Here is a 21,071-nt window from a genome sequence, read left to right as displayed (position 1 = left end):
GTCAATTTTTGTTGTGTTAATCATTTGTATTTGAAATAGTTGGTCTGTTTTTTGTAACTTCCATCAGATAAGTGTCAAAATAAACTGATTATGCGTATATACATCCTTTGCCTCCTGCTATTACAAGTGTGTTTGTGCCATGCACAAAAGGCTGATTTGAACGGTGCCAGAAAAAATTTCAATCAAGGTGTGAAAAACAAAGACCTATGTGAAAAATATCATGAGCATTTGCAGGAAACGGCTCGTACACCGGTAGAAAAAGGTTATGAGGCTGCTTTTCATATGTTTATGGCCAAGCACACAGCCAATCCGATCAAGAAGATGAGCTACTTCAAAAATGCTAAGAGTATGTTGGAAGATCTAATAGAAGCCAATCCGCAAGAAGTAGAGCTACGATTCATCCGCTTGTGTATACAGTACTATTCACCAAAATATTTAGGATATCATAGCGAAGTGGAAAACGATAAAACATTTGTTATGAATAATTTGCACAAGATGTCGGATAAACACGCAAAGCAATTAATATATAATTATTTGGACGGAGCAAAAATGTATACAGATAGTGAGCTAGCGTTACTAGGGCGCTAAAAACAATAGAATTTAGCGCCATAATTTGTTTGTATTTATAGATCGTAATTTCTATCTTTGCCGATCAATAAATACAAACAAATTAATTAAATAACAATGTACGCAATAGTAAATATAGCAGGACAGCAATTCAAGGTTGCAAAAGACCAATATCTTTTCGTGCACCGTTTGCAGGGAGATGAAGGCGCTAGTATTGAATTTGACAACATATTGTTAGCAGAAGACGGTGGTAAATTCACTGTAGGTACACCTAGTATTTCAGGTGCTAAAGTTTCAGCTACGATTTTGTCTCATTTGAAAGGTGATAAAGTAATCGTTTTCAAGAAAAAACGTCGTAAAGGCTACAAAAAGAAAAACGGTCACCGTCAAAGTTTCACTAAAATCCAGATCACTGGTATTAGTTTGTAAGTAGAGAAGTCGAAGAGACTTTGAAAATAATTGAATTTTTAATCTGACTTAACGTCATAAATTAAGATAAGAAAATGGCACACAAAAAAGGTGCGGGTAGTTCCAAGAACGGCCGTGAGTCACATAGCAAGAGACTAGGTATTAAAATCTTTGGTGGTCAACAAGCGATCGCTGGTAACATCATCGTTCGTCAGCGTGGTACAAAACACAACCCTGATGCTAACGTAGGTATCGGTAAAGACCATACATTGTACGCTTTGACTGCTGGAACAGTTGTTTTCCGCAAAAAAGCGAACGATAAATCATACGTTTCTGTAGTTCCTGCTGAGCAGAACTAAGAATACCTTATTTCATCAAAAAGCCCTTGAACAAATTGTTCAAGGGCTTTTTTGGTTTTCTATAGATTGCTTTAGTCTCGCACCCCTTGGCTTCGCAATTTCGTCTTGGCGAAACAATAGCCTCTTACCGTATAATCCGCTTAATTTTATTGGAACGCTTAATTAGCTTATACAGAGATTCGTAATCTTCTTCTTCGAGATTGTTGTAGATCTTTTGCAATTGCTTGATGTGTTCTTCTAAGACCTCCAAGACGTTTTCTCGGTTTTGCTTTAAGATAGGAGTCCACATATCTGGGGAAGATTTCGCCAAACGCACGGTAGATTCAAAACCAGAACCCGCTAATTCGAAGATTCTTCCTTGCGATTTTTCTTTTTGTAGCACAGTTAGTGCCAATGCAAAGGAAGTAATATGCGAAATATGCGATACATATGCCGTATGCATATCATGCTCTTCAGCGTTCATGAAGACAGATCGCATTTCCAATTGTTCGCTAATGCTCTCGGCGATATCGAACGCATCTTCATCGGTTTTAAACGCCTCTACATAAACCATTACTTTATCTCGAAATAGATCTGGAATGGCGGCTTCAGGTCCCGAGTATTCGGTACCAGCCATCGGGTGTGCTGCAATATAACGGCCACGATTAGGATGTTGTTCTATATGTTGCAATATATTGATCTTAGTAGATCCCATGTCGATCACCACTTGTTGGTCGACTCTATCTAAGATGTAAGGAGCAAGTTGCATAATCGCATCCACAGGTACGGTTAAAACCAACACTTTGCATTTAGCGATTGCGGTTTCTAAGTCTACAATCTCGTCTACCAATCCCAGTTGCAGTGCCTTTTTCTGGTTGCTTTCACTTTTGTCAACTCCATAAATGCGCGTAGCAAAATGGGTTTCCCGTAACCGCATAGCGATCGATCCACCAATAAGACCGACCCCGACAATAGCAATATTCATAGTATTTTGCATATTGATATCGGTTATGTATTAGTAGATAATTTTTGTATTCTTTCGAAGGCACGGTCGAATGTTTCCTCCGTCGCGCACAAGCTAATGCGGATGTATTGCGTGCCGGCGTCACCGAATATTCCGCCAGGAGTAATAAATACATTGGCTTCATATAAGATGCTGTCAGTTAATTCGTAAGAATCTTTGTATTGATCTGATACTTTAGCCCACACGAATAGCCCAACCTGTTCTTTTTGATAGCTACATCCGAGCAGATTCATAATCGCAAAAACCTTTTCACGACGTTTTTTGTAAATAGTATTCAATTCGTCGTACCATGATTGATCGAGTGATAATGCTTTGGCAGCAGCAGCTTGAACAGGGAAAAACATGCCGGAATCCATATTGGATTTAAAGCGTAAAATCTCGTCAATTCGATCCGCTTTTGCTATCATCATACCGACACGCCATCCGGCCATATTAACAGACTTGCTTAAGGAATTAAGCTCTATAGCCACATCCATCGCACCGTCTACACGCATAATACTCATAGGCTCTTCATTGAGTATAAAGCTGTACGGATTATCGTGGCAAATCAGGATATTGTGTTTTTTGCCAAAGGCAATAATATCTTGAAAAAATGCCGTAGTTGCTTTGGCTCCAGTTGGCATGTGTGGATAATTGATCCACATCATTTTCACTCCTTGCAAGCCATTTGCTTCCAAGGCTTGCAAATCTGGCAACCAATTGTTGGTTTCCGAAAGCTTGTATGGAATAGCAGTAGCTTCGCTAAGGCGCACAGCCGAAGCATAGGTGGGATATCCGGGATTTGGAATCAAGACTTTATCTCCAGCCTGTAGATACGTCATGCAAATATGCATGATGCCCTCTTTTGATCCCATGAGAGGTAATACTTCGGTTGCCGGATCTACTGTTACGACGTAATATTTTTTATACCAGTTTGCGATAGCTTCCCGCAAAATAGGACTACCCTTATAGCTTTGATAGCCGTGCACATTGTTTAAAGAAGCAGTTTTTACTAATTCTTGTACAACGGTAGGGTGAGGTGGTAGATCTGGACTTCCTATAGCCAGATTGATGATGTTTTTGCCCGCCTTATTTAAGGATTCTATCTCACGAAGCTTTTTCGAAAAGTAGTATTCTTGCGTCTGTTCAAGGCGTTTTGCTACGGCTATCTGCATGTGTATATGGTAATAATGTCTCTCAAATTTGTGCTTGAAGCACGAATGTATTAATTTTTTACGTTAATCTAGTGACCGTTTTTGAAATGCGCAGCAGTTACGATAATTAAATATTTGACTATTCTTCCAATTTAGTTAAATATCAAAATAATGACACAATGTTGTTGCTATTCGCATAAAACCAATGCAGTAGGTCAAATTTTGCTACATTTGTACAATTAAAATACTGAATGAAGACATATTTTAGACTATTATCTTTTGCTAATCCCATTGCAAAATATGCTATACCATACATCATCTGTACACTTATTACAGTGATATTTGGCACATTGAACCTAGCTTTGTTGGCGCCATTGCTACAAGTGCTTTTTAAAGGGACGGGCGACGAAGGAATGATTGCTACAGAGGTGATAGCCAAACCATCAGAATTGACTGATATAGGTGGTTGGTTTACCTATTATGCCGATAGGCTGTATTACGATCTTGGTCCGTACGAAGCATTGAAGTATGTGTGTATTGTGATTGTAATCTCGGTGCTCATCAGCAATATATTTCGATATTTTTCCCAACGTATCATGGAAAATCTCCGGATTCATACTTTGTTAAATCTTCGTAGGGCTGTATTTGATAATGTAATGAGTTTGCATTTAGGTTATTTCACCAATCAACGAAAGGGAGATGTGATCTCAAAGATAGCATCAGATGTGCAGGTGGTGCAATTTTCAGTAACTGGTACCTTGCAGGTTGCATTTAAAGAACCATTACAGCTAATCGCTTATATGATTATGCTTTTTGTGTTTTCGGTAAAACTCACGTTGTTTTCTCTTTTGGTTATTCCTGTTTCAGCATTTTTTATTTCACGAATTGTAAAAACACTTAAATCGCAAGCAACAGAAGCGCAACAATCTTATGCGAATATGATCACCTATTTGGATGAAGCGCTTTCTGGTGTCAAAATTATAAAATCATTCAACGCCAATTTCTTTGTGAAAGATCGTTTCAACAGAGAGAATCATCGTTATGCCAATATCATGCGTAGAATGGTTCGCCGCCAGCAAATGGGTTCGCCTGTATCCGAATTGCTAGGCGTGGTGATGGTGGCCGTTATTTTGGTATATGGTGGTCATTTGGTGTTGAGTGGAAGCGGAGAGTTGGGCGCTTCTGAGTTCATCGCCTATATTGCAATATTCTCTCAAGTAATGCGACCAGCAAAAGCACTTACTGATGCATTTAGTAGTGTCCATAATGGTATTGCCGCTGGTGAGCGTGTATTAGCGTTGATTGATGAGAAGAATGAAGTGAAAGATGCTCCAGATGCAAAAGCGGTGACCGACTTTAAGCAAGGCATTTCTTTCGAAAAGGTGCATTTTGCTTATGGTGAGCATGAAGTCTTACGTGATATAAATCTAGATATTCCCAAAGGTGGCACGGTCGCTTTGGTAGGACCTTCTGGTGGCGGCAAATCTACTTTGGTAGATCTTATACCAAGGTTTATGGATGTTACGAGTGGGGCTATTCGTTTTGATGGTACAGATTTGCGAGATTTGAAACAGGAAGATTTACGTGCCATGATTGGCGTGGTCAATCAAGAGTCTGTCTTGTTCAATGATACTATTTATAATAATATTGCCTTTGCTAATACAGATGCGACACCAGAGCAGGTCGAAGCGGCTGCACGTATTGCCAATGCGCATGAGTTTATCTTGAAGACGGAAGACGGCTATCAAACCAATATTGGAGACCGCGGTTCTAAGTTGTCGGGTGGACAGCGCCAACGGATTTGTATCGCTCGCGCCGTGCTGAAAAACCCGCCGATAATGCTCTTAGACGAGGCTACATCTGCTTTGGATACGGAATCCGAAAAATTGGTGCAAGATGCATTATATGCTTTGATGAAGAACCGTACCACGGTGGTAATCGCACATCGATTAAGCACTATACACAATGCGGATAAGATTATCGTATTAGAAGGTGGGTCTATTCGAGAAGTGGGTACACACCCTGAATTGATCGCACAAAACGGATTGTATAATCGTTTGATCGAAATGCAGCAATTTTCTAATTAAGTGCTTTGATGAGAAAAGTCTGGGGTATCGCATGGAAAATAGTACTCGGACTTATTGGTTGCGTTGTATTGTTTATATTCTGGATGTCGCCGAGGTTGGGCGGTATTATTCCTATTGGTAAGGATCGTGTAGACTCGACAATACATTCATTGACATTTGATTACGAGCAACCATCTTCTGTAACGCTTCAATATCCCGATTTGTCTCATGGCAAAGCTTATACCTATTTGCGTGAAACATACAATTTGGATAGTATCGTACAACATTGCGAAAGCGATTTCGATAAAATTACAGCTATTCAGAGTTGGGTACAAAGTCGGTGGGAGCATGATGGCGAAAATATACCAGAATACCATGATGCTGCTTATATCTTGCAAGAAGCGAAGAAAGGACGCCGATTTCGCTGCGTCGAATATGCGACCGTGGCTCAACAGTGTTTAGCATCTTTAGGTTTCGCGACGAGGCAATTGAGTTTGATGACTCGCGATATTTCTGAAGTGAAATGGGGTGGTGGTCATGTGGCCAATGAAGTATATATTGCCGACATCAACAAGTGGATTTTTATAGATCCGCAATACGATGTAATTACCGTACGAGATGGTACGCCATTAAATGCCGTAGAGCTGCAGGCTTGCATCGCTGAAGGTCGGGATTTTGAATTATTGAATCCAAATAATTCCATAAGCAAAGAAGATTACAAACGATGGATTGCTCCATACTTGTATTATTTCACCGTATCCCTGCAAAATGGCCCTACGACAATCTGGGATAGAATTGTTGGAAATAAGCGTCAATTGACTTTATATCCGATAGGTGCAGCGCAACCAGCATATTTTCAGAAGATGATGCGACTCAATACAGCTGTGTATACGCATGCTATTCAAGAGTTCTATCCACAGGTAAAACAATAATTAAAAGAAACTGTATTAACGGGGTTATAATAGCATTCTTATGTAGTTAATATGCTGTTGGCACAACTATTTTTAGGGGATTTTTTGATACATTTGTATCTGTTAGATATTTAGGAGGGTGGCATGGACGCACAGCAGAAACTAGATTTTTTGATCAATAACGCCAACTTGGATCCGCAGCTCAAAGCGATAGCGCTGAAGGTGCGCGATAGCGAGCGGATCAGCTTCGATGAAGGTGTGTACTTATATGAGCATGGGGAGTTATCCTATCTTGGTGTATTGGCTAATTACATTCGCGAAGCGAAACATGGCGATATCACCTATTTCAATCGAAACTTTCACATAGAGCCTACTAACGTCTGCGTGTACGATTGCAAATTCTGTTCGTATTCACGCATGATCAAGCAACGCGAAGAAGGATGGGAGATGGATGTGGATGGCATGCTTGATGTGGTCAAGAAGTACGATGGAGAGCCTGTGACGGAAGTGCATATTACTGGCGGTGTAGTTCCTAAGCAAAACTTAGCATTTTACGCAGAGTTTTTCCAACGTTGCAAGGCACACCGTCCTGACTTGCATATTAAAGCATTAACACCCGTAGAATATTACTATATATTCAAAAAAGCAAAGCTGTCGCATTACGATGGCATGAAATATTTGAAAGAAGCTGGCTTGGATTCCATGCCTGGTGGTGGAGCTGAGATTTTTCATCCAGAGATTCGGGAAAAGATCGCACACGACAAATGTACTGCCGACCAATGGTTGGATATTCACGAGCAAGCACATAAGCTTGGCATGCATACTAATGCTACGATGTTGTACGGACATATCGAACAATATTGGCATCGTGTAGATCACATGGAGCGATTACGCCAACTGCAAGATCGAACGCAAGGTTTTCAAACTTTTATCCCATTAAAATTTCGAAATAAAGACAATCAGATGGAGCATGTTCCAGAGGTTTCTGTAATTGAAGATTTGCGCAATTATGCTATTGCCAGAATATATATGGATAATTTTGCACACATCAAAGCTTACTGGGCGATGATATCGCGCGATACGGCACAGATGTCATTGAGTTTTGGCGTAGATGATATTGACGGTACATTGGATGATACCACTAAAATCTACAGCATGGCAGGTGCGGAGGAACAAACTCCAGCAATGTCCACACAAGAATTAGTAGAACTAATTCGTAACGTAGGTCGCCATCCTGTGGAGCGTGATACCGTGTATAATGTAGTCACCGATTTTAAGGATGTGACATTTGACAATGACACGAAGAAAAACTATTACGCATTACCTGTAGTAAACTAAGCGATATTGAAGAAAACATTTTATTTCATTAGACACGGACAGACCGACCTCAACCTGCGCGGAATTGTACAAGGACGTGGCGTGAACTCTCCATTAAACGAAATGGGAAGAAAGCAAGCAGAAGCTTTCTATCAAGCTTATAAGCACGTTCCTTTTGATAAAATATATACCTCTACCTTGCTCCGTACACACGAGACTGTCGCCTCTTTTATTAAAAAGGGAATTCCAACCGAGCAGTTGGTTGGTTTGGACGAGATTAGTTGGGGAATCTACGAGGGAAGAGAGCAGGATGAAACGATTATGGCTGGTTTTAAAGCTTTGGTCGATCAGTGGCGAAACAATTTGCTGGATGTAGCCGTGGAAAATGGCGAATCACCCAATGCATTGGTTAAAAGACAGCAGGAAGCCATGCATCATATGCTTGCACAAGAAGACGAAGAACTGGTGCTTGTATGTTTGCATGGACGTGCTTTGCGTATTTTGCTTTGTCACCTTACCGGAATAGCCATTTCCCAGATGGATGATTTTCCACATACTAATACCGCGTTGTACGTTGTCAAGTATGAAGATGGAAAATACAGCATATTAGATTACTACAATACCAAACACTTAGACGAATTATAGATAAATGTCTGATAAAATAAGGATTGCGGTCGCAACCTATACCAATACTTTACCATTTCTAAAAGGTTTACAAGCATCATCAGCGATAAGTAGTGATGCAGAATTGTTGATGGATTACCCCAGTGCCTGTGCAGAAAAAGTAATTCGAAATGAAGCTGACCTCGGCATTATTCCAATACAAGCATTGCTCGATATTCCCAACTATCATATTGTGGGAGATTACTGTATTGGTAGTGATGGTGCGGTGGATTCGGTTTTTGTTTTTTCAAAAGTTCCTATGGATGAAGTGAAGGTCTTACGTCTGGATCCGCAATCTAAAACATCAAATGGCCTAGCTCGTATATTATTTAAATACTTTTGGCGTAAAGATGTGGACGTAGTCTTAGCCGGAGATGCTGATGCAGAAGTACTGATCGGTGACCGTACCTTTGGACAAAAAAGCGAGCATGCCTATGCGTATGATCTAGGTGCTTGCTGGAAAGAATTTACGGGCCTTCCATTTGCTTTTGCCGTTTGGGCTGCCAATAAAGAATTACCAGCTGCATTTGAAACAGAGTTTAACGACGCTATAGCTTATGGGTTGACAAAAATGGATGAGGTAATCGCAGCATTGCCTGTGCTTCCAAATTTTGATTTCGAAGATTACCTGAAAAATAAATTAGACTTTCATCTTACAGATGAAAAAAGGCTAGCGATAGCGCGATATTTGGAGCTATATCAGACTTTATAAATAGCTGAGTTATTATCTAAATAATACTAAGAAAGATACAAGCCCAACCAAAGAGTAGTAGCAAGCCGCCAAGAGGAGTAATTGGACCTAAAAACTTCAATCCTTCGGCTTTCCAGTATTCTTTGAAAGATAGCAGATAGATGCTGCCAGAAAAGACCATAGTTCCGTAGAAAATTCCAAAAAATGCCAAGCGCGCTATCCGTAACTCAAAATCAAGACCAAAGCCGATAACAAGCAATGTGATCGCGCTATACATCTGATATCGCACACCAACTTCAAAAGAGGCTACTTTTTCTTCCGACAGTATTTTCTTCAATGCATGCGCACCAAAAGCGCCGAAAACGATTCCTAAAAAGCCAAAAACGGCGCCCGCAAGCAATACTGTTGTTCTCATTTTGATGATGTAAAAAGTGAGCCTAATTTATATAATATTCGTGATTTGGGAATCAAATATTCATAATAGTATTGATCAATCTGATAGTGAAATAGCTACAGACCTCAAAGAACCTAATTTAATCTCAAAAAACGCGTAGTAATACGTTTTATCTGATGATCATCCCGGTGGCTTATCATATTTCAGCAAAAAATCCCTTTTAAAGTAATCTTATATAAGATTTCTTTAAAAGGGATCTGAGAAATCATCGTCGTTTTACCGACAACAACTTACTTTTTTATTTCTTATCTATTTTATATAAGCGACCGCTATCCGTAACCGTGTACAATGCACCACCTTTACCTTGGGTGATATCGCGGAAGCGTTGCCCTTCGCTAGCCAGCAAACGCTCCTCGCCAACCACTTTGTTGTCTTTGATGACGATACGTGCGATGTGCGTCGAACTTAACCCGCTGATGAATAGGTTGTTTTTCCACTCAGGCACGTTGCTTCCTTTGTAGAAAGTCATTCCGCTAGGAGACAATACTGGATCCCAGTAATACACCGGCTGTTCCATGCCTTCTTTTTGTTGAATGACAGGTGTGCCAATTTGATCACCGCTATATTCCAAGCCATAAGTAATCACTGGCCAGCCGTAGTTGTTACCCGCTTTGATCAAGTTGATTTCATCACCGCCACGTGGACCAAATTCACTGTTCCACAATTCGCTTGTTTCAGGATGGAATGCCAAACCTTGTGTATTGCGATGTCCGTAAGAATAGATTTCAGGCAAAGCATCTGCCTGTCCTTCAAATGGATTACCGGCTACTGCTTTACCATCTGTCGTAATGCGAAGAATCTTTCCTAGTGCAGATTTCAAATCTTGTGACTGTGGACGAGTTTCTAAATCAGAACGCTCACCGGTGCTTACGAATAAGTTTCCGTCTTTGTCAAACACCACACGACCGCCGTAGTGCAATTTGCCATCATAAGTTGGCAGCGCGCGGTAGATGACTTGTGCATTTTCGATTTTGCTATCATCTGCCGCCAATTTACCTTTTGCTACAGCAGTATGATTTCCATTCGCCGCAGGCTCAGAAAATACCCAATATACCATTCTGTTCGATTCAAAAGATGGATCAAGCGTTAAGCCCAATAATCCACCTTGCCCATTATCATCTACTTTTGGTAAGCCGGTGATTGGCTCGCTAACTTTCGCCGTTTCTGCATCTACGATACGCATATTACCTGCTTTTTCCGCGACTAATAATCGGCCATCTGGCAATTCAACGATTCCCCAAGGTGACGTCAATGCATCAGTAATCATTTTGCCTTCAAATGCGGTGCTAGTTTTCACCCCAGCGATTCGAGTTTGTCCCTCAAATGCAGGTTTGTAATCTGTATTTGCTTTATTTTTTTCGACGGGAGGATACGAAGTCGTGTCGCTAACATTGTCGGGATTTTCTGCAGTTGAATTTGTACCACTGCATGATGCAGAAGTCATTAAGGCCACAGCTAAGGCTGTAGGAATCATAAATTTTACGTTTTTCATAATATGATATAGTGATATATGCAATTAATTGTATTCTGGTCTTTTAGGGAAATTGGCAACGTGTGCGTATTTCGGTCCTAAGCTAACCAAGGTATGTTTCCACAGATCTTCACCATCAATTATGAAAGCTAAATCTGTACTGTATGAATTGTGTACTGCCCAACAGTTTTGCTGTATTTCACGTTCTAATTGATCGGGACTCCAGCCCGAGTATCCAAGAAATAACTTCACTTCGTCAGAAGATATTTCACCTCGATTAATGAGCGCTATGAGCTGCTCGAAATCGCCGCCCCAATACAAGTTATCAACTACATGCGTGCCGCTTTGTAGGCGATCATACGCCTCATGAACAAAATAGAGTGTGTTTTGTTCTACTGGACCTCCTAAGTAAACCGGGAAGTTAGGGTTTTCTACACCATCGACAATATCGGATAATACCATGAACGATCGGTGGTTTAAAATTAATCCGACGGTACCATCGTCGGCATCGTGCTCACACAACAAAATGACAGAACGTTCAAAGTTCTGGTCGAGCATGAAAGGCTCTGACACCAATAAGCTCCCTTGCTTTGGTTCGTATTCGCTAAACATACATGATCCTCCTTTCGTAGACCAAATTTATCGATTGTGTCTAGTAATCCCTAGTTTTTGACAATAAATTTAACATCCTTATGGGTAAAACAAGGTGCTTTTGATTAAGTTTGTGCATATCAACAGATGTTTTGATGGCGATTATAAGACAAGAATTAGCAGACCTTCGAGAGGATTACGTTAAAGGATCATTCGATTACGAAAACGCACTGGCTGATCCTATTCAGCAGTTTTCTGCTTGGTTGGATGAGGCATTGCGTGCTGAAGTAATGGAGCCGACAGCCATGGTATTATCTACTATCGATGAACGGCAAATGCCCCAAGCTCGCGTGGTGCTTTTAAAGGATATCAAATCTACTGGATTTAGCTTTTATACCAATTACCATAGTGCTAAAGGACATCAGATTGCACAGCATCCTGCTGTATCTTTACTTTTCTTTTGGCCAGAATTACAAAGACAAGTGCGTATTGTTGGCAATATCGAACAACTTCCAGAAACGGAGTCAGACCAATATTTTCAATCTCGACCGCGTGGTAGTCAGATCGGTGCTACAGCGTCGCCTCAAAGCCAGATTATTCCTGATCGATCTTTTTTAGAAGAGCGGGTGGCTAAAATAGATGCCGAATACGCTGGCGATCTTACTATACCAAGACCTGCACATTGGGGCGGATATCTGGTAAGCCCAGTAGAAATGGAATTCTGGCAGGGCAGAGCAAGCCGATTGCATGATCGAATAGCTTATGTGAAAGAAAACCAAGTTTGGAAGATGCAACGTTTAGCCCCATAATAATCATGAGCGAACAAATAGCGCATTTACGCACTGTACTGTTGGAGCAAGTCCATGCAGACGCTGTGCAAGACGTACAGTTAGCAGGTTTGCAGCCTGCATTATACATACATCCTGATTATTTACTGGCGGTATGCTTATTCTTACGGAACGATCCCGCTTTTTATGTGGATTTCCTGTCTGATATCGCCGCAGTAGATTATTTTCCAGAATCGTATTTCGAAGTGGTATACCAGTTAGCGTCTATTCCGCATCAAAGCCAGCTCACGTTGAAAGTACGCTTAGAGCACGATCGTTCTACTGATTTGCTTCCAGAGCTGCCGTCGGTATCCTCGGTATGGCGCACGGCAGAATGGCATGAGCGGGAAGCGTACGATCTAATGGGTGTTTTTTTTACCGATCATCCCGATCTGCGTCGTATTCTGATGCCCGATGATTGGGAAGGATTTCCCCTTCGAAAAGATTATCAAGATCCAGAAATCTATCACGGTATACCGGTAAAAGATTAACCATGAGTCGATACAACGAAGCTTTAGCACGTTATCAAGAAAAGATAAATTCTATCCAATCGCAGGAAATGGTCATCAATATGGGGCCACAACACCCGTCTACGCACGGTGTCTTGCGCTTGGAATTGATTACCGATGGGGAGATTGTCAAAGAAGTAATACCGCATCTGGGTTACCTACACCGCTGCTTTGATAAGCACGCCGAATCCATGAATTTTGGAAAGAGCATACCATTCACAGACCGATTGGATTATTTATCTTCTATGAATAATAGCCATGCATTTGTGATGGGAGTAGAGCGCATGCTCGGAATGGAACAATCCATACCGAAGCGTGTAGAATACATCCGGGTGTTGGTCTGTGAGCTGAATCGCATAGCTTCCCATCTGATTGCGATCGGTACGTATGGAATAGACATTGGCGCATTTACTCCTTTTATGTGGTGTTTTCGCGATCGCGAACATATTATGGCCATGTTAGAATGGGCTTCTGGTTCGCGCATGCTTTATAATTATATCTGGGTTGGTGGTCTCTTTTATGATTTGCCCGTCGGTTTTGAAGAGCGCTGTCGCGAACTTGTGGATTATTTCAAACCCAAATTGGATGAATTAGATGAAATTCTGACCAACAATCAAATTTTCATCGCAAGAACGGCAAATATTGGTGTATTGCCTGCAGACGTAGCGATCAATTACGGTTGTAGCGGTCCTATGTTGCGTGGTTCGGGTATCAAGTGGGATTTGCGCAGAGTGGATGGTTATTCTGTGTATCCTGAATTGGAATTTGACATTCCGGTAGGAGAAGGGAAAATGGGACAAAAAGGTGATTGTTGGGATCGGTACAAGGTTCGTGTAGACGAAGTGCGGGAATCGATTCGTATCATAGAACAGTGTCTTGCCCGACTGACCTCCGATTTTAAACGGACGCCGGACTTTGATCCGCGTGCACTGGTGCCCAAAAAAGTGAATTTAAAACCGCAGGATTACTATGTACGCGCTGAAAATCCGAAAGGAGAACTCGGTTTTTACTTCGTAACGCAAGAGCGTAGCGATATCCCAAGACGTGTGAAAGCACGTGGCCCAAGTTTCAATAACCTTTCAGTGTTGCCTGCGTTGGGAAAGGATGTGTTGATTGCTGATTTGATCGCTATATTGGGATCGATCGATATCGTACTTGGGGAGGTAGATCGTTAATTATTCAATTATCTAAGCAGTAAGTATGCTACAATTCGCCAACGCAAAAATAAATATCGGGCTACATATTACTGGCAAAAGACCAGATGGCTATCATGATCTGGAATCGATTTTCTATCCGGTCAAAATATATGATGGTATTGAGATATTGCCTTCCCAGGCGCTATCTATGCAAGTTTATAACCATGCATTTCCGGTAGGCGAAGACAATCTTTGTACAAAAGCATATCGTCTGCTTGCGGCAGATCATGATCTGCCTCCAGTACAGATCCATTTATTGAAAGGCATTCCTGTTGGTGCGGGTTTGGGCGGTGGCTCGGCCGACGCAAGTCGGGCTTTAATAATGCTAAATCAGCAATACAAATTAGATTTGACGCAGCAGCAATTGGAATCTTATGCCAGTCAATTGGGCGCAGACTGTCCGTTTTTCATTCGCAATAAGCCGGTATACGCGACTGGAATCGGGACTACTTTTGAAGAGATAGCAATCGATCTTTCTGCCTATCATATCGTCGTTGTAAAGCCGCCGATTCATATCTCGACCGCCGAAGCATACCAAAATGTATCCATTCGTACGGCACAGGTAGATCTACGAGAAGCGATCCAACTGCCGGTGCAGGAGTGGAAATATCATATTAAAAATGATTTTGAGGAAGGACTTTTTCGTCATCATTCGGAGATACAAGAATTGAAATCTGCCTTGTATGATTCAGGTTGCTTATATGCTTCTATGTCGGGCTCTGGTTCGGCAGTTTATGGCCTGTTTGATTCCGCTCCAGACCTTCGAAAATTGCAATCTTTCGGAACCGTTTTTTTGGGCTAAATTTTTCAAACTTTTTACATCCCAAAATGTTTATGCTATGAGTAAACAAGAAAAGCTATGAGTATTTTAAATAAAACATTGGAAACGCTGAAAGATAAATTCGACGCCGAGTGTACAGATGCAAATGTCGGCGGATCGGAGCGTATATTGTCTGTAATCGCGGGAGGATTTATCTTAGGTGTAGGAGTTAAAAACTTATTCCGCAGTCCATTGACTTCTTTCTCGGGTATTGCCTTGGGTGGTTCGTTAGTTTATCGCGGAGTTACCGGGAAGTGCCGTCTTACAAGTGCTCTGAATAAAGAAGAAGAAAAGCCAGATACTACAGTCATTGAGCATCGCTATTTCGTGAAATAAATAAGTACTATATAACCCTTATCTAAAAGTCCTATCCACCTCTGGTGTTGATAGGACTTTTATCGTAAAAAACTGATTAGAAGTACTGCCAGTTGCACATAATTACACGGTTTTTTAAGTAAAATTGTTGTGTTAAACTTCTTTTAAAATTCCGGCGATCAAAGCCTTCCATTGAGGGTACGATCCTCCTAATTTAGCAGTTAATCCGATCAAAGTATTTCGAATATTATCCGCTATTTTCTCATTTTGATCGTTTATCACTTCGTTTCTCCCCGCGTATTGTACCGAAACCTCACGGTCCGTTTGTTTTAATAAAATGGTTGAGGTGGCAATATTTTTAAAAAAATGTGCAATGTCATGACTCGTACTTGTGGGATCGATATATGGTCTCAAGGTAATAGCGACCTGTTGCATTTCAGAAGTTGTTTGTTCTGAAATTTCTTCAATACGAACCCAATCATAGCCATTGCTACTAGGCAAGCCTGGCCCTAAAATGTCTATTCGTACTAGATCTCCTTCTTGCGCTTGTCGGTCGAGCGGCGTCCCGTCGCTACTAGCTAGTCGAAATACCGATGAAGGTAGGACGGCCACCTTATTCCATTTGTTTATATTGAACAGGCGTTTTTTTGCCACTGTAAAAAATTGCTCTGCCTCTTTTACAGTGGAAAAACTATTGGAAGACGAGCAATCAATTCGCATACCTTTTTCTTGTCTTGGTATCATCGGTTGTCCTTTCGTTCACTACTTCTACGAGTAGTAAGACAAACAGTGTTCAAAGATGTTTTTTAGGACTATAATTTCGAGTATATTGACGGGTTGGAAAAAGGTGATAAGCGGGCTTTAAGGTATTAATCTAGTTCTTGATATCAATTAGGATTTGTTCTGTCTTAACAATCGTTTTTTATGTTACTCGGCAATCCTTTGCAGCAAGGACCCATTCTACACCCTGGCAACGTGAGCAGGAAGTAGAATAGTGTAGGTAAGCGGTTTCTCCGCATGTTGTGCATGCGTAATGATTTGGCACTGTAATATCTATTGTTTTTTTATTATACTCTTTCGGTAGAATGGGAAGACCATATTTGACTTGGTCTTGTTCGAAGTAAAAGATGCTCAGCTTACCATTTGTTTCTAGAATGGCTGTTTTCACTTGCCCTACATGTGATATATTAGATTCTCTCATTTCTGCAAAAAATTCATCTTTGCCTAGCGTTTGTGCCTCTTTTACATTTAAACTGAATTTTCCATCTTCAATAACATAGATAGGTTGGCCTTCTATCAAGGATTCTACTTTACTATACTTAGCTGCAAAATAGGTAATACTTCGGTACAATATTAGGGTAGAGATAAAGGCAATAAGGGAAGGGATAATGGCCATTTCTTGATCAATCATTGGATCGCCCGCTGCCGATCCAAGCGCTATAATAATAGCCACTTCAAAGATGCTTAGCTGGCGAATACCTTTCTTTCCCGTTAATCGCAGAAATATCAAAATTATGGAAAACATTACGGTCGTGCGAAAGATGATCTCTATCGCATAGCTAAAGTCGAGGTCGTACAAAAAAACATCGCTGAAAAATTTTTCGTGATTTAGAAGTGTGAGAATGTTTGACATGGCCGAAGGTGATGTATTACCACTATAACCTTTTAATGAGTGTTATGGTTTTTGCAGTCATCATTATAAGCGAACTGTTTGGATGATTTTTTAGGGGCAGGATAAATTTGAGTAACCATGATAATGTATAAATAGCTATGCCTCTCAAGGGAGAGGCATAGTACGTGCAATACATAATTTCATTATAGATCTTACTTTTTACTTGCTTTAATCGTGTCCTTCTGTTTTTACAATTTTGTTGTACACGCCAAGTAGCAAAAACGGCGCTGCCCATTGGCCGACGAATAATGCATTTTTGTCCTTACACAGACATTTTAAAGTAAGTGATACGCCCATTGCTGCGACAGCAGCAATCAAAAATGTGGCGGAAGGCACTTTAGAAGTAACCTTCTCAATTTGTTTTGTTACTTGTCCTTCGTTTCCTGTTTCAATAGCCATAATGTAATTTTAAGATGTATTTTTCTATTTTCTGTACTACTACAACAGCTCGTGTGGCATAACGTTTCTTATAATTACAAAACGGGTATATCTTCCATGAACAAGTGTACAGTACGGAGCCGGCCGTTGTAAATTCAGCATACCGCAATCAAATAGCCTATCATCTTTACGAGATCGACTATTTAAATTTCATTTGATAAATAAAGCGCACGATGCCGGCTAAAGTCAATAGGGCAAAGGTTACTAGTGCCGACATCAAATAAAAACCTAAGCCCATTCCCGTCTGTGGATCGAAAGATTTACTAGCTTCTTCCATCGTAGAAAGCATATGAGCTACAATTCCGATATTGATAAACCCTAAAATATAGTGTGCGATAACGGGTTTCTTGAATCTATAGGATAACAGAATGATTGGAACAAAAACAACTAACGTAATGGCAAAAAGTAAATATGGCATAGATTGAATTACTTATCCTGATTTAACCCCATAAATCGAAATGGTTCTTTCGGTACCAGCTGTTCATTGCTCAATCCAGCAAGGTTAAAATTGCCATCGACTTGTAGCTTGTACACTTTACCCTGCTCGCTAAAATCAAGAGTTTTAAGATCGATCCAGAATGCGCTCGGTGCGTTGACCGTCTCAAAATAATAAGTGAGATTTTTGTGGTCAGAAACAGATCTCCATCGGGTGGATGATATGTTTGGTTCTGCTGGAGAAGATATACCAAAAGGTACGGAACAATTGCGAATCACGCTAAACACACTCGCTAACGAGTTTCTGGTATCATCCGTTTGTGGGATGGCATTGATGTAATAGGACGCTCGCACGAATCGATCTGCCGCACGATTGGTTCCCGGTAGCATGATCGTACCCGGGATACCTTGCCAGTAAGCATTTAAAGCAAGTTGCTGATCAAAAACGGGAGAGTTCGTCATTACCGTATAGCTCGGATCGTGATGTATCATCAATTTACCATCGATGTACTCGAAAATAGCGTTATCACCCGTTTTATCCGATATAGATAAATGCAACGTAGTAAACTTGTCTGTACCCGGTATCACATCACTTACAACGACAAATTTTTCTTGTTCCAATGCTTCAACCGCTTCATTTACTGTAGCAAAATTATCTAATACGTATTGTGCCCAAGCTGCGATAGTAAGCCCTTTTTCGCCCGCTATTGGGTTGAAAGATGGATATTTTGACTCCGCCAACCACAAAACGTTCGCTACCAAACCTTTTTCGTTCATGCCGTCGGCAGTGGCAATATCCCAAGCGCTAGCCGCAACACTTCCATATTTTGATGTCCACTGGATAGAAGTTGGTCCAACTTCGCCACTGCGTTTTATTCCTCTCGGGAAAACCCACAAATTAGCAGGAATTTCATCACGCCAATCCATACTTCTCGCGGTAATGATGGTCTCATTCGGACCTTTATACACCACTCTGGTGCAAGGTATCGCTTGCGCCATCAGAGAAGAGGTTGCTATCGTCATCAACATTCTTTTTAATAATTTCATAGGATATCTAATTGATTTAGTATTTATTTGATTATCAGTGTTTTTTTTGGTTTTTTTTTCTAAAAATACATAATATTTTAGTGCCAATAAATGAATTTTAACCATTTAAGATAAATTTACAATCTGTAACGCTGTGTCTTCGTGAATGATGGACAAAGAAAAAGGCATCATCCCTTCCGAGTGATGCCCAACAAGCTATTTGAATACAGAAGTATTTATTTTTGATCTGTCGACTCCCAATCTAATGATCCAATAAGCGCATCTACGTATGTATATAATTCACTTAGTTCTTGCGTACCACGCGCTCCATAATCGTTTATCTTTTTGGCGTTGCCATCTGCAAAAGTGATCGCGGTATTTACCGAAGGTAAATCAGTAATTTGGCGATTGCCATAATCATCCTGCATATCTTTGAAATTCATTTTCTCCAACTTATTCACCAAAACCATCCATTCTTTTTCTGGAAGATTAGCCTTATACCAACCCTTCATTTTGTTAGGCAAATGATCCACCGCATCCAAAGTGACGACACAATTTTTATCAATTTGCATCGTATAGACTGGGCAGGTGCCAAAGCATGGAGTTCTTGAAATTGTAATCATACTGATTTGATTTGCATTTTCGATCCTGCCTGCACGTTGTGAACTACATGCGGAGAATAGAAGGGCAGCGACGAAAAATAGGTATACGGAATATCTCATAGTTGATGTGTTTACCAAAGCATTTCCAAAAACGTTGCCAAACCAGCCTAGGTATTGCGCAATTTCTTCTTTATTAGGTAATAAATGTCCAATTCGCCACTCAGTATTAACAAAATGTTAAGCGATTATTATGCAATGATAAACTCAATATTATGATATCATTAATTAACATAATGCTTGATGTTAGGATATTATTAAGTAATTATTTTCGGCACATCTTTTAACATTAAATTGATCTTGAGTTTAAATGTATTTATTTCGAATTATCTGTTTTGTGCTGCTTATGACTGTTTCAAGCGCGATTGCGCAAGAAAAACCTTGGTATCAGTCAATCAATATGCGTGGTTATGTACAGGCGCGCTACAACCGTTTGTTGGAGACAAATCCCAACTTGGGCTGTGAGCAATGTGACGCAAGTTGGGGAGAAGGCGGTGGCTTTATGTTGCGACGTGTACGACTTATCTTTTCCGGGCAGCTCAATGATAGAATTTATTTTTACTTACAACCAGACTTTGCTAGTTCGGCGCAAGGAGGTTTGCACTATGGGCAGCTTCGAGATGCCTATTTTGATTTGGGATTGGACAGTAAAAATGAATTTAGACTGCGTATTGGACAGAGTAAGGTGCCATTTGGTTTTGAAAATATGCAATCCAGTCAAAACAGATTGCCTTTAGATCGCGCAGATGGTACGAATAGCGCGTTGCGCAACGAACGGGATTTGGGAGTATTCTTCTATTGGGCACCCCAAGAAAAGAGAAAACTATTTGCTGATTTGATAGCCCGAGGACTGAAAGGTTCGGGAGATTATGGTGTATTTGCTTTTGGCGTTTATAATGGGCAAACTGCCAATAATCCGGAAGGTAACAAAGGTATGCACATAGTTTCCAGATTTAGTTATCCATTTGAGATTGGCAATCAGATCGTGGAAGCAGGTTTGCAAGGTTATACTGGTCGGTACATTATATCACAAGACCGTATTAGTGAAGGGGTAAGTGTAGATGCGGATCGAGATTATTTAGACCAGCGCGTGGCGGCTTCATTCGTGTTATACCCACAACCTTTCGGTATTCAAGCAGAATATAACATTGGTCGTGGACCAGAATACGATGGATTGCAGCAAGCCATTGATACCAAATCGCTGTCTGGCGGTTACGTAACATTATCGTATATGACGCGTCTCAAAAATCAAATATTAATCCCGTTCACTCGTTTGCAACAATACAAAGGAGGAAAAAAACACGAGCAAGATGCGCGCAGTTATGATGTAAAAGAATGGGAGTTAGGCGTAGAATGGCAACCTTCCAAATATTTCGAGTTAGTCGCGATGTACACCATGTCTTCGCGTCGTTATGAAGATCAGCAACTTCCCGAAAATTTGCAGACCGGGAATCTGCTGAGGCTACAGGCGCAATTGAATTTTTAGAAAAGCGATATTTTCAGTTCTGGCAAACGGTATCGGCACTCCTTTGTTATTAAA

25 protein-coding genes are annotated in these 21,071 nt (G+C 40.7%); 14 read left to right on the top strand and 11 right to left on the bottom strand.

What is annotated here, in order from left to right; all coding sequences use genetic code 11:
• The first annotated feature begins 90 nt into the window (after positions 1 to 90).
• From GKO22_RS08740 to rpmA, 3 genes are all read left to right on the top strand, one after another.
• Entirely contained in the window at positions 91 to 588 is a 498-nt protein-coding gene (locus GKO22_RS08740) for a hypothetical protein (protein ID WP_166334204.1), read from the top strand.
• 96 nt (positions 589 to 684) lie between these two features.
• A complete protein-coding gene (gene rplU / locus GKO22_RS08735) occupies positions 685 to 996 on the top strand; it encodes a 50S ribosomal protein L21 (protein ID WP_066751363.1) in 312 nt (103 codons plus the stop codon).
• A gap of 74 nt (positions 997 to 1,070) precedes the next feature.
• Entirely contained in the window at positions 1,071 to 1,334 is a 264-nt protein-coding gene (rpmA, locus tag GKO22_RS08730) for a 50S ribosomal protein L27 (RefSeq protein WP_066751365.1), read from the top strand.
• 124 nt (positions 1,335 to 1,458) lie between these two features.
• On the opposite strand, the gene GKO22_RS08725 is transcribed toward rpmA, so the two are convergent.
• Positions 1,459 to 2,298 carry a prephenate dehydrogenase gene (locus GKO22_RS08725; RefSeq protein ID WP_166334202.1) on the bottom strand — a complete coding sequence of 280 codons (840 nt, stop codon included), beginning with the start codon at positions 2,296 to 2,298 and terminating at the stop codon, positions 1,459 to 1,461.
• Positions 2,299 to 2,321: 23 nt separating this feature from the next.
• Positions 2,322 to 3,491 (bottom strand): pyridoxal phosphate-dependent aminotransferase, encoded by a 1,170-nt coding sequence (locus tag GKO22_RS08720; protein ID WP_166334200.1) that lies wholly within the window; start codon positions 3,489 to 3,491, stop codon positions 2,322 to 2,324.
• A 230-nt stretch (positions 3,492 to 3,721) separates the two neighbouring features.
• Between GKO22_RS08720 and GKO22_RS08715 the strand changes: the two genes are divergently transcribed.
• From GKO22_RS08715 to GKO22_RS08695, 5 genes are all read left to right on the top strand, one after another.
• On the top strand, positions 3,722 to 5,557 hold the full coding sequence (locus tag GKO22_RS08715; RefSeq protein ID WP_166334198.1) for an ABC transporter ATP-binding protein: 1,836 nt from the start codon (positions 3,722 to 3,724) through the stop codon (positions 5,555 to 5,557).
• Positions 5,558 to 5,565: 8 nt separating this feature from the next.
• Positions 5,566 to 6,468 carry a transglutaminase-like domain-containing protein gene (locus GKO22_RS08710; protein WP_166334196.1) on the top strand — a complete coding sequence of 301 codons (903 nt, stop codon included), beginning with the start codon at positions 5,566 to 5,568 and terminating at the stop codon, positions 6,466 to 6,468.
• A gap of 123 nt (positions 6,469 to 6,591) precedes the next feature.
• Complete coding sequence (gene mqnE, locus GKO22_RS08705) at positions 6,592 to 7,785, top strand: aminofutalosine synthase MqnE (RefSeq protein ID WP_166334194.1); 1,194 nt, start codon at positions 6,592 to 6,594, stop codon at positions 7,783 to 7,785.
• Between the two features lie 6 nt (positions 7,786 to 7,791).
• Positions 7,792 to 8,409, top strand: coding sequence for a histidine phosphatase family protein (locus tag GKO22_RS08700; RefSeq protein WP_166334192.1), 618 nt, complete (start codon positions 7,792 to 7,794; stop codon positions 8,407 to 8,409).
• A gap of 4 nt (positions 8,410 to 8,413) precedes the next feature.
• A complete protein-coding gene (locus GKO22_RS08695; RefSeq protein ID WP_166334191.1) occupies positions 8,414 to 9,139 on the top strand; it encodes a menaquinone biosynthetic enzyme MqnA/MqnD family protein in 726 nt (241 codons plus the stop codon).
• 16 nt (positions 9,140 to 9,155) lie between these two features.
• Here the strand turns inward: GKO22_RS08695 and GKO22_RS08690 are convergent, their stop codons facing one another.
• The 3 genes from GKO22_RS08690 to GKO22_RS08680 all read right to left on the bottom strand — a co-directional run bounded on the left by GKO22_RS08690 (position 9,156) and on the right by GKO22_RS08680 (position 11,655).
• Positions 9,156 to 9,533, bottom strand: a complete 378-nt coding sequence (locus GKO22_RS08690; protein ID WP_166334189.1) for a DUF423 domain-containing protein — start codon at positions 9,531 to 9,533, stop codon at positions 9,156 to 9,158.
• A 277-nt stretch (positions 9,534 to 9,810) separates the two neighbouring features.
• Positions 9,811 to 11,064 carry a PQQ-dependent sugar dehydrogenase gene (locus tag GKO22_RS08685; RefSeq protein WP_240920227.1) on the bottom strand — a complete coding sequence of 418 codons (1,254 nt, stop codon included), beginning with the start codon at positions 11,062 to 11,064 and terminating at the stop codon, positions 9,811 to 9,813.
• A gap of 24 nt (positions 11,065 to 11,088) precedes the next feature.
• Positions 11,089 to 11,655, bottom strand: a complete 567-nt coding sequence (locus GKO22_RS08680) for a YqgE/AlgH family protein (RefSeq protein WP_166334187.1) — start codon at positions 11,653 to 11,655, stop codon at positions 11,089 to 11,091.
• 134 nt (positions 11,656 to 11,789) lie between these two features.
• Here GKO22_RS08680 and pdxH point away from each other — a divergent pair, with 134 nt between their 5' ends.
• The 5 genes from pdxH to GKO22_RS08655 are packed head-to-tail and all read left to right on the top strand — an operon-like array spanning position 11,790 to position 15,322.
• Positions 11,790 to 12,443, top strand: coding sequence for a pyridoxamine 5'-phosphate oxidase (gene pdxH, locus GKO22_RS08675; RefSeq protein WP_166334185.1), 654 nt, complete (start codon positions 11,790 to 11,792; stop codon positions 12,441 to 12,443).
• A gap of 5 nt (positions 12,444 to 12,448) precedes the next feature.
• Positions 12,449 to 12,952 carry an NADH-quinone oxidoreductase subunit C gene (locus GKO22_RS08670; RefSeq protein WP_166334183.1) on the top strand — a complete coding sequence of 168 codons (504 nt, stop codon included), beginning with the start codon at positions 12,449 to 12,451 and terminating at the stop codon, positions 12,950 to 12,952.
• A 2-nt stretch (positions 12,953 to 12,954) separates the two neighbouring features.
• Entirely contained in the window at positions 12,955 to 14,145 is a 1,191-nt protein-coding gene (locus GKO22_RS08665) for an NADH-quinone oxidoreductase subunit D (RefSeq protein ID WP_166334181.1), read from the top strand.
• 25 nt (positions 14,146 to 14,170) lie between these two features.
• The gene (ispE, locus tag GKO22_RS08660) at positions 14,171 to 14,968 is read left to right on the top strand and encodes a 4-(cytidine 5'-diphospho)-2-C-methyl-D-erythritol kinase (RefSeq protein WP_166334179.1); all 798 of its coding nucleotides are present in this window, start codon (positions 14,171 to 14,173) and stop codon (positions 14,966 to 14,968) included.
• Between the two features lie 57 nt (positions 14,969 to 15,025).
• Positions 15,026 to 15,322, top strand: a complete 297-nt coding sequence (locus tag GKO22_RS08655; RefSeq protein ID WP_166334177.1) for a YgaP family membrane protein — start codon at positions 15,026 to 15,028, stop codon at positions 15,320 to 15,322.
• A gap of 132 nt (positions 15,323 to 15,454) precedes the next feature.
• On the opposite strand, the gene GKO22_RS08650 is transcribed toward GKO22_RS08655, so the two are convergent.
• From GKO22_RS08650 to GKO22_RS08625, 6 genes are all read right to left on the bottom strand, one after another.
• Positions 15,455 to 16,045: a hypothetical protein gene (locus GKO22_RS08650; protein ID WP_166334175.1), complete on the bottom strand. Its 591-nt coding sequence runs from the start codon at positions 16,043 to 16,045 to the stop codon at positions 15,455 to 15,457.
• A 178-nt stretch (positions 16,046 to 16,223) separates the two neighbouring features.
• On the bottom strand, positions 16,224 to 16,934 hold the full coding sequence (locus tag GKO22_RS08645; RefSeq protein WP_166334174.1) for a DUF421 domain-containing protein: 711 nt from the start codon (positions 16,932 to 16,934) through the stop codon (positions 16,224 to 16,226).
• A 207-nt stretch (positions 16,935 to 17,141) separates the two neighbouring features.
• Positions 17,142 to 17,372 (bottom strand): hypothetical protein, encoded by a 231-nt coding sequence (locus GKO22_RS08640; RefSeq protein WP_166334172.1) that lies wholly within the window; start codon positions 17,370 to 17,372, stop codon positions 17,142 to 17,144.
• Between the two features lie 178 nt (positions 17,373 to 17,550).
• Positions 17,551 to 17,829: a hypothetical protein gene (locus GKO22_RS08635; RefSeq protein ID WP_166334170.1), complete on the bottom strand. Its 279-nt coding sequence runs from the start codon at positions 17,827 to 17,829 to the stop codon at positions 17,551 to 17,553.
• A gap of 8 nt (positions 17,830 to 17,837) precedes the next feature.
• Complete coding sequence (locus GKO22_RS08630; RefSeq protein ID WP_166334168.1) at positions 17,838 to 18,893, bottom strand: linear amide C-N hydrolase; 1,056 nt, start codon at positions 18,891 to 18,893, stop codon at positions 17,838 to 17,840.
• A 215-nt stretch (positions 18,894 to 19,108) separates the two neighbouring features.
• Complete coding sequence (locus GKO22_RS08625; protein ID WP_166334166.1) at positions 19,109 to 19,594, bottom strand: DUF6438 domain-containing protein; 486 nt, start codon at positions 19,592 to 19,594, stop codon at positions 19,109 to 19,111.
• A gap of 283 nt (positions 19,595 to 19,877) precedes the next feature.
• Between GKO22_RS08625 and GKO22_RS08620 the strand changes: the two genes are divergently transcribed.
• Complete coding sequence (locus GKO22_RS08620; RefSeq protein WP_166334164.1) at positions 19,878 to 21,017, top strand: porin; 1,140 nt, start codon at positions 19,878 to 19,880, stop codon at positions 21,015 to 21,017.
• The last annotated feature ends 54 nt before the right edge of the window (positions 21,018 to 21,071 follow it).

Origin of the sequence: Sphingobacterium chungjuense (assembly GCF_011316935.1) — a bacterium.
Lineage (GTDB): Bacteria > Bacteroidota > Bacteroidia > Sphingobacteriales > Sphingobacteriaceae > Sphingobacterium > Sphingobacterium chungjuense.
The sequence above is the reverse complement of the archived record's forward strand: the minus strand, read 5'-3'. Positions and strand labels throughout refer to the sequence as shown.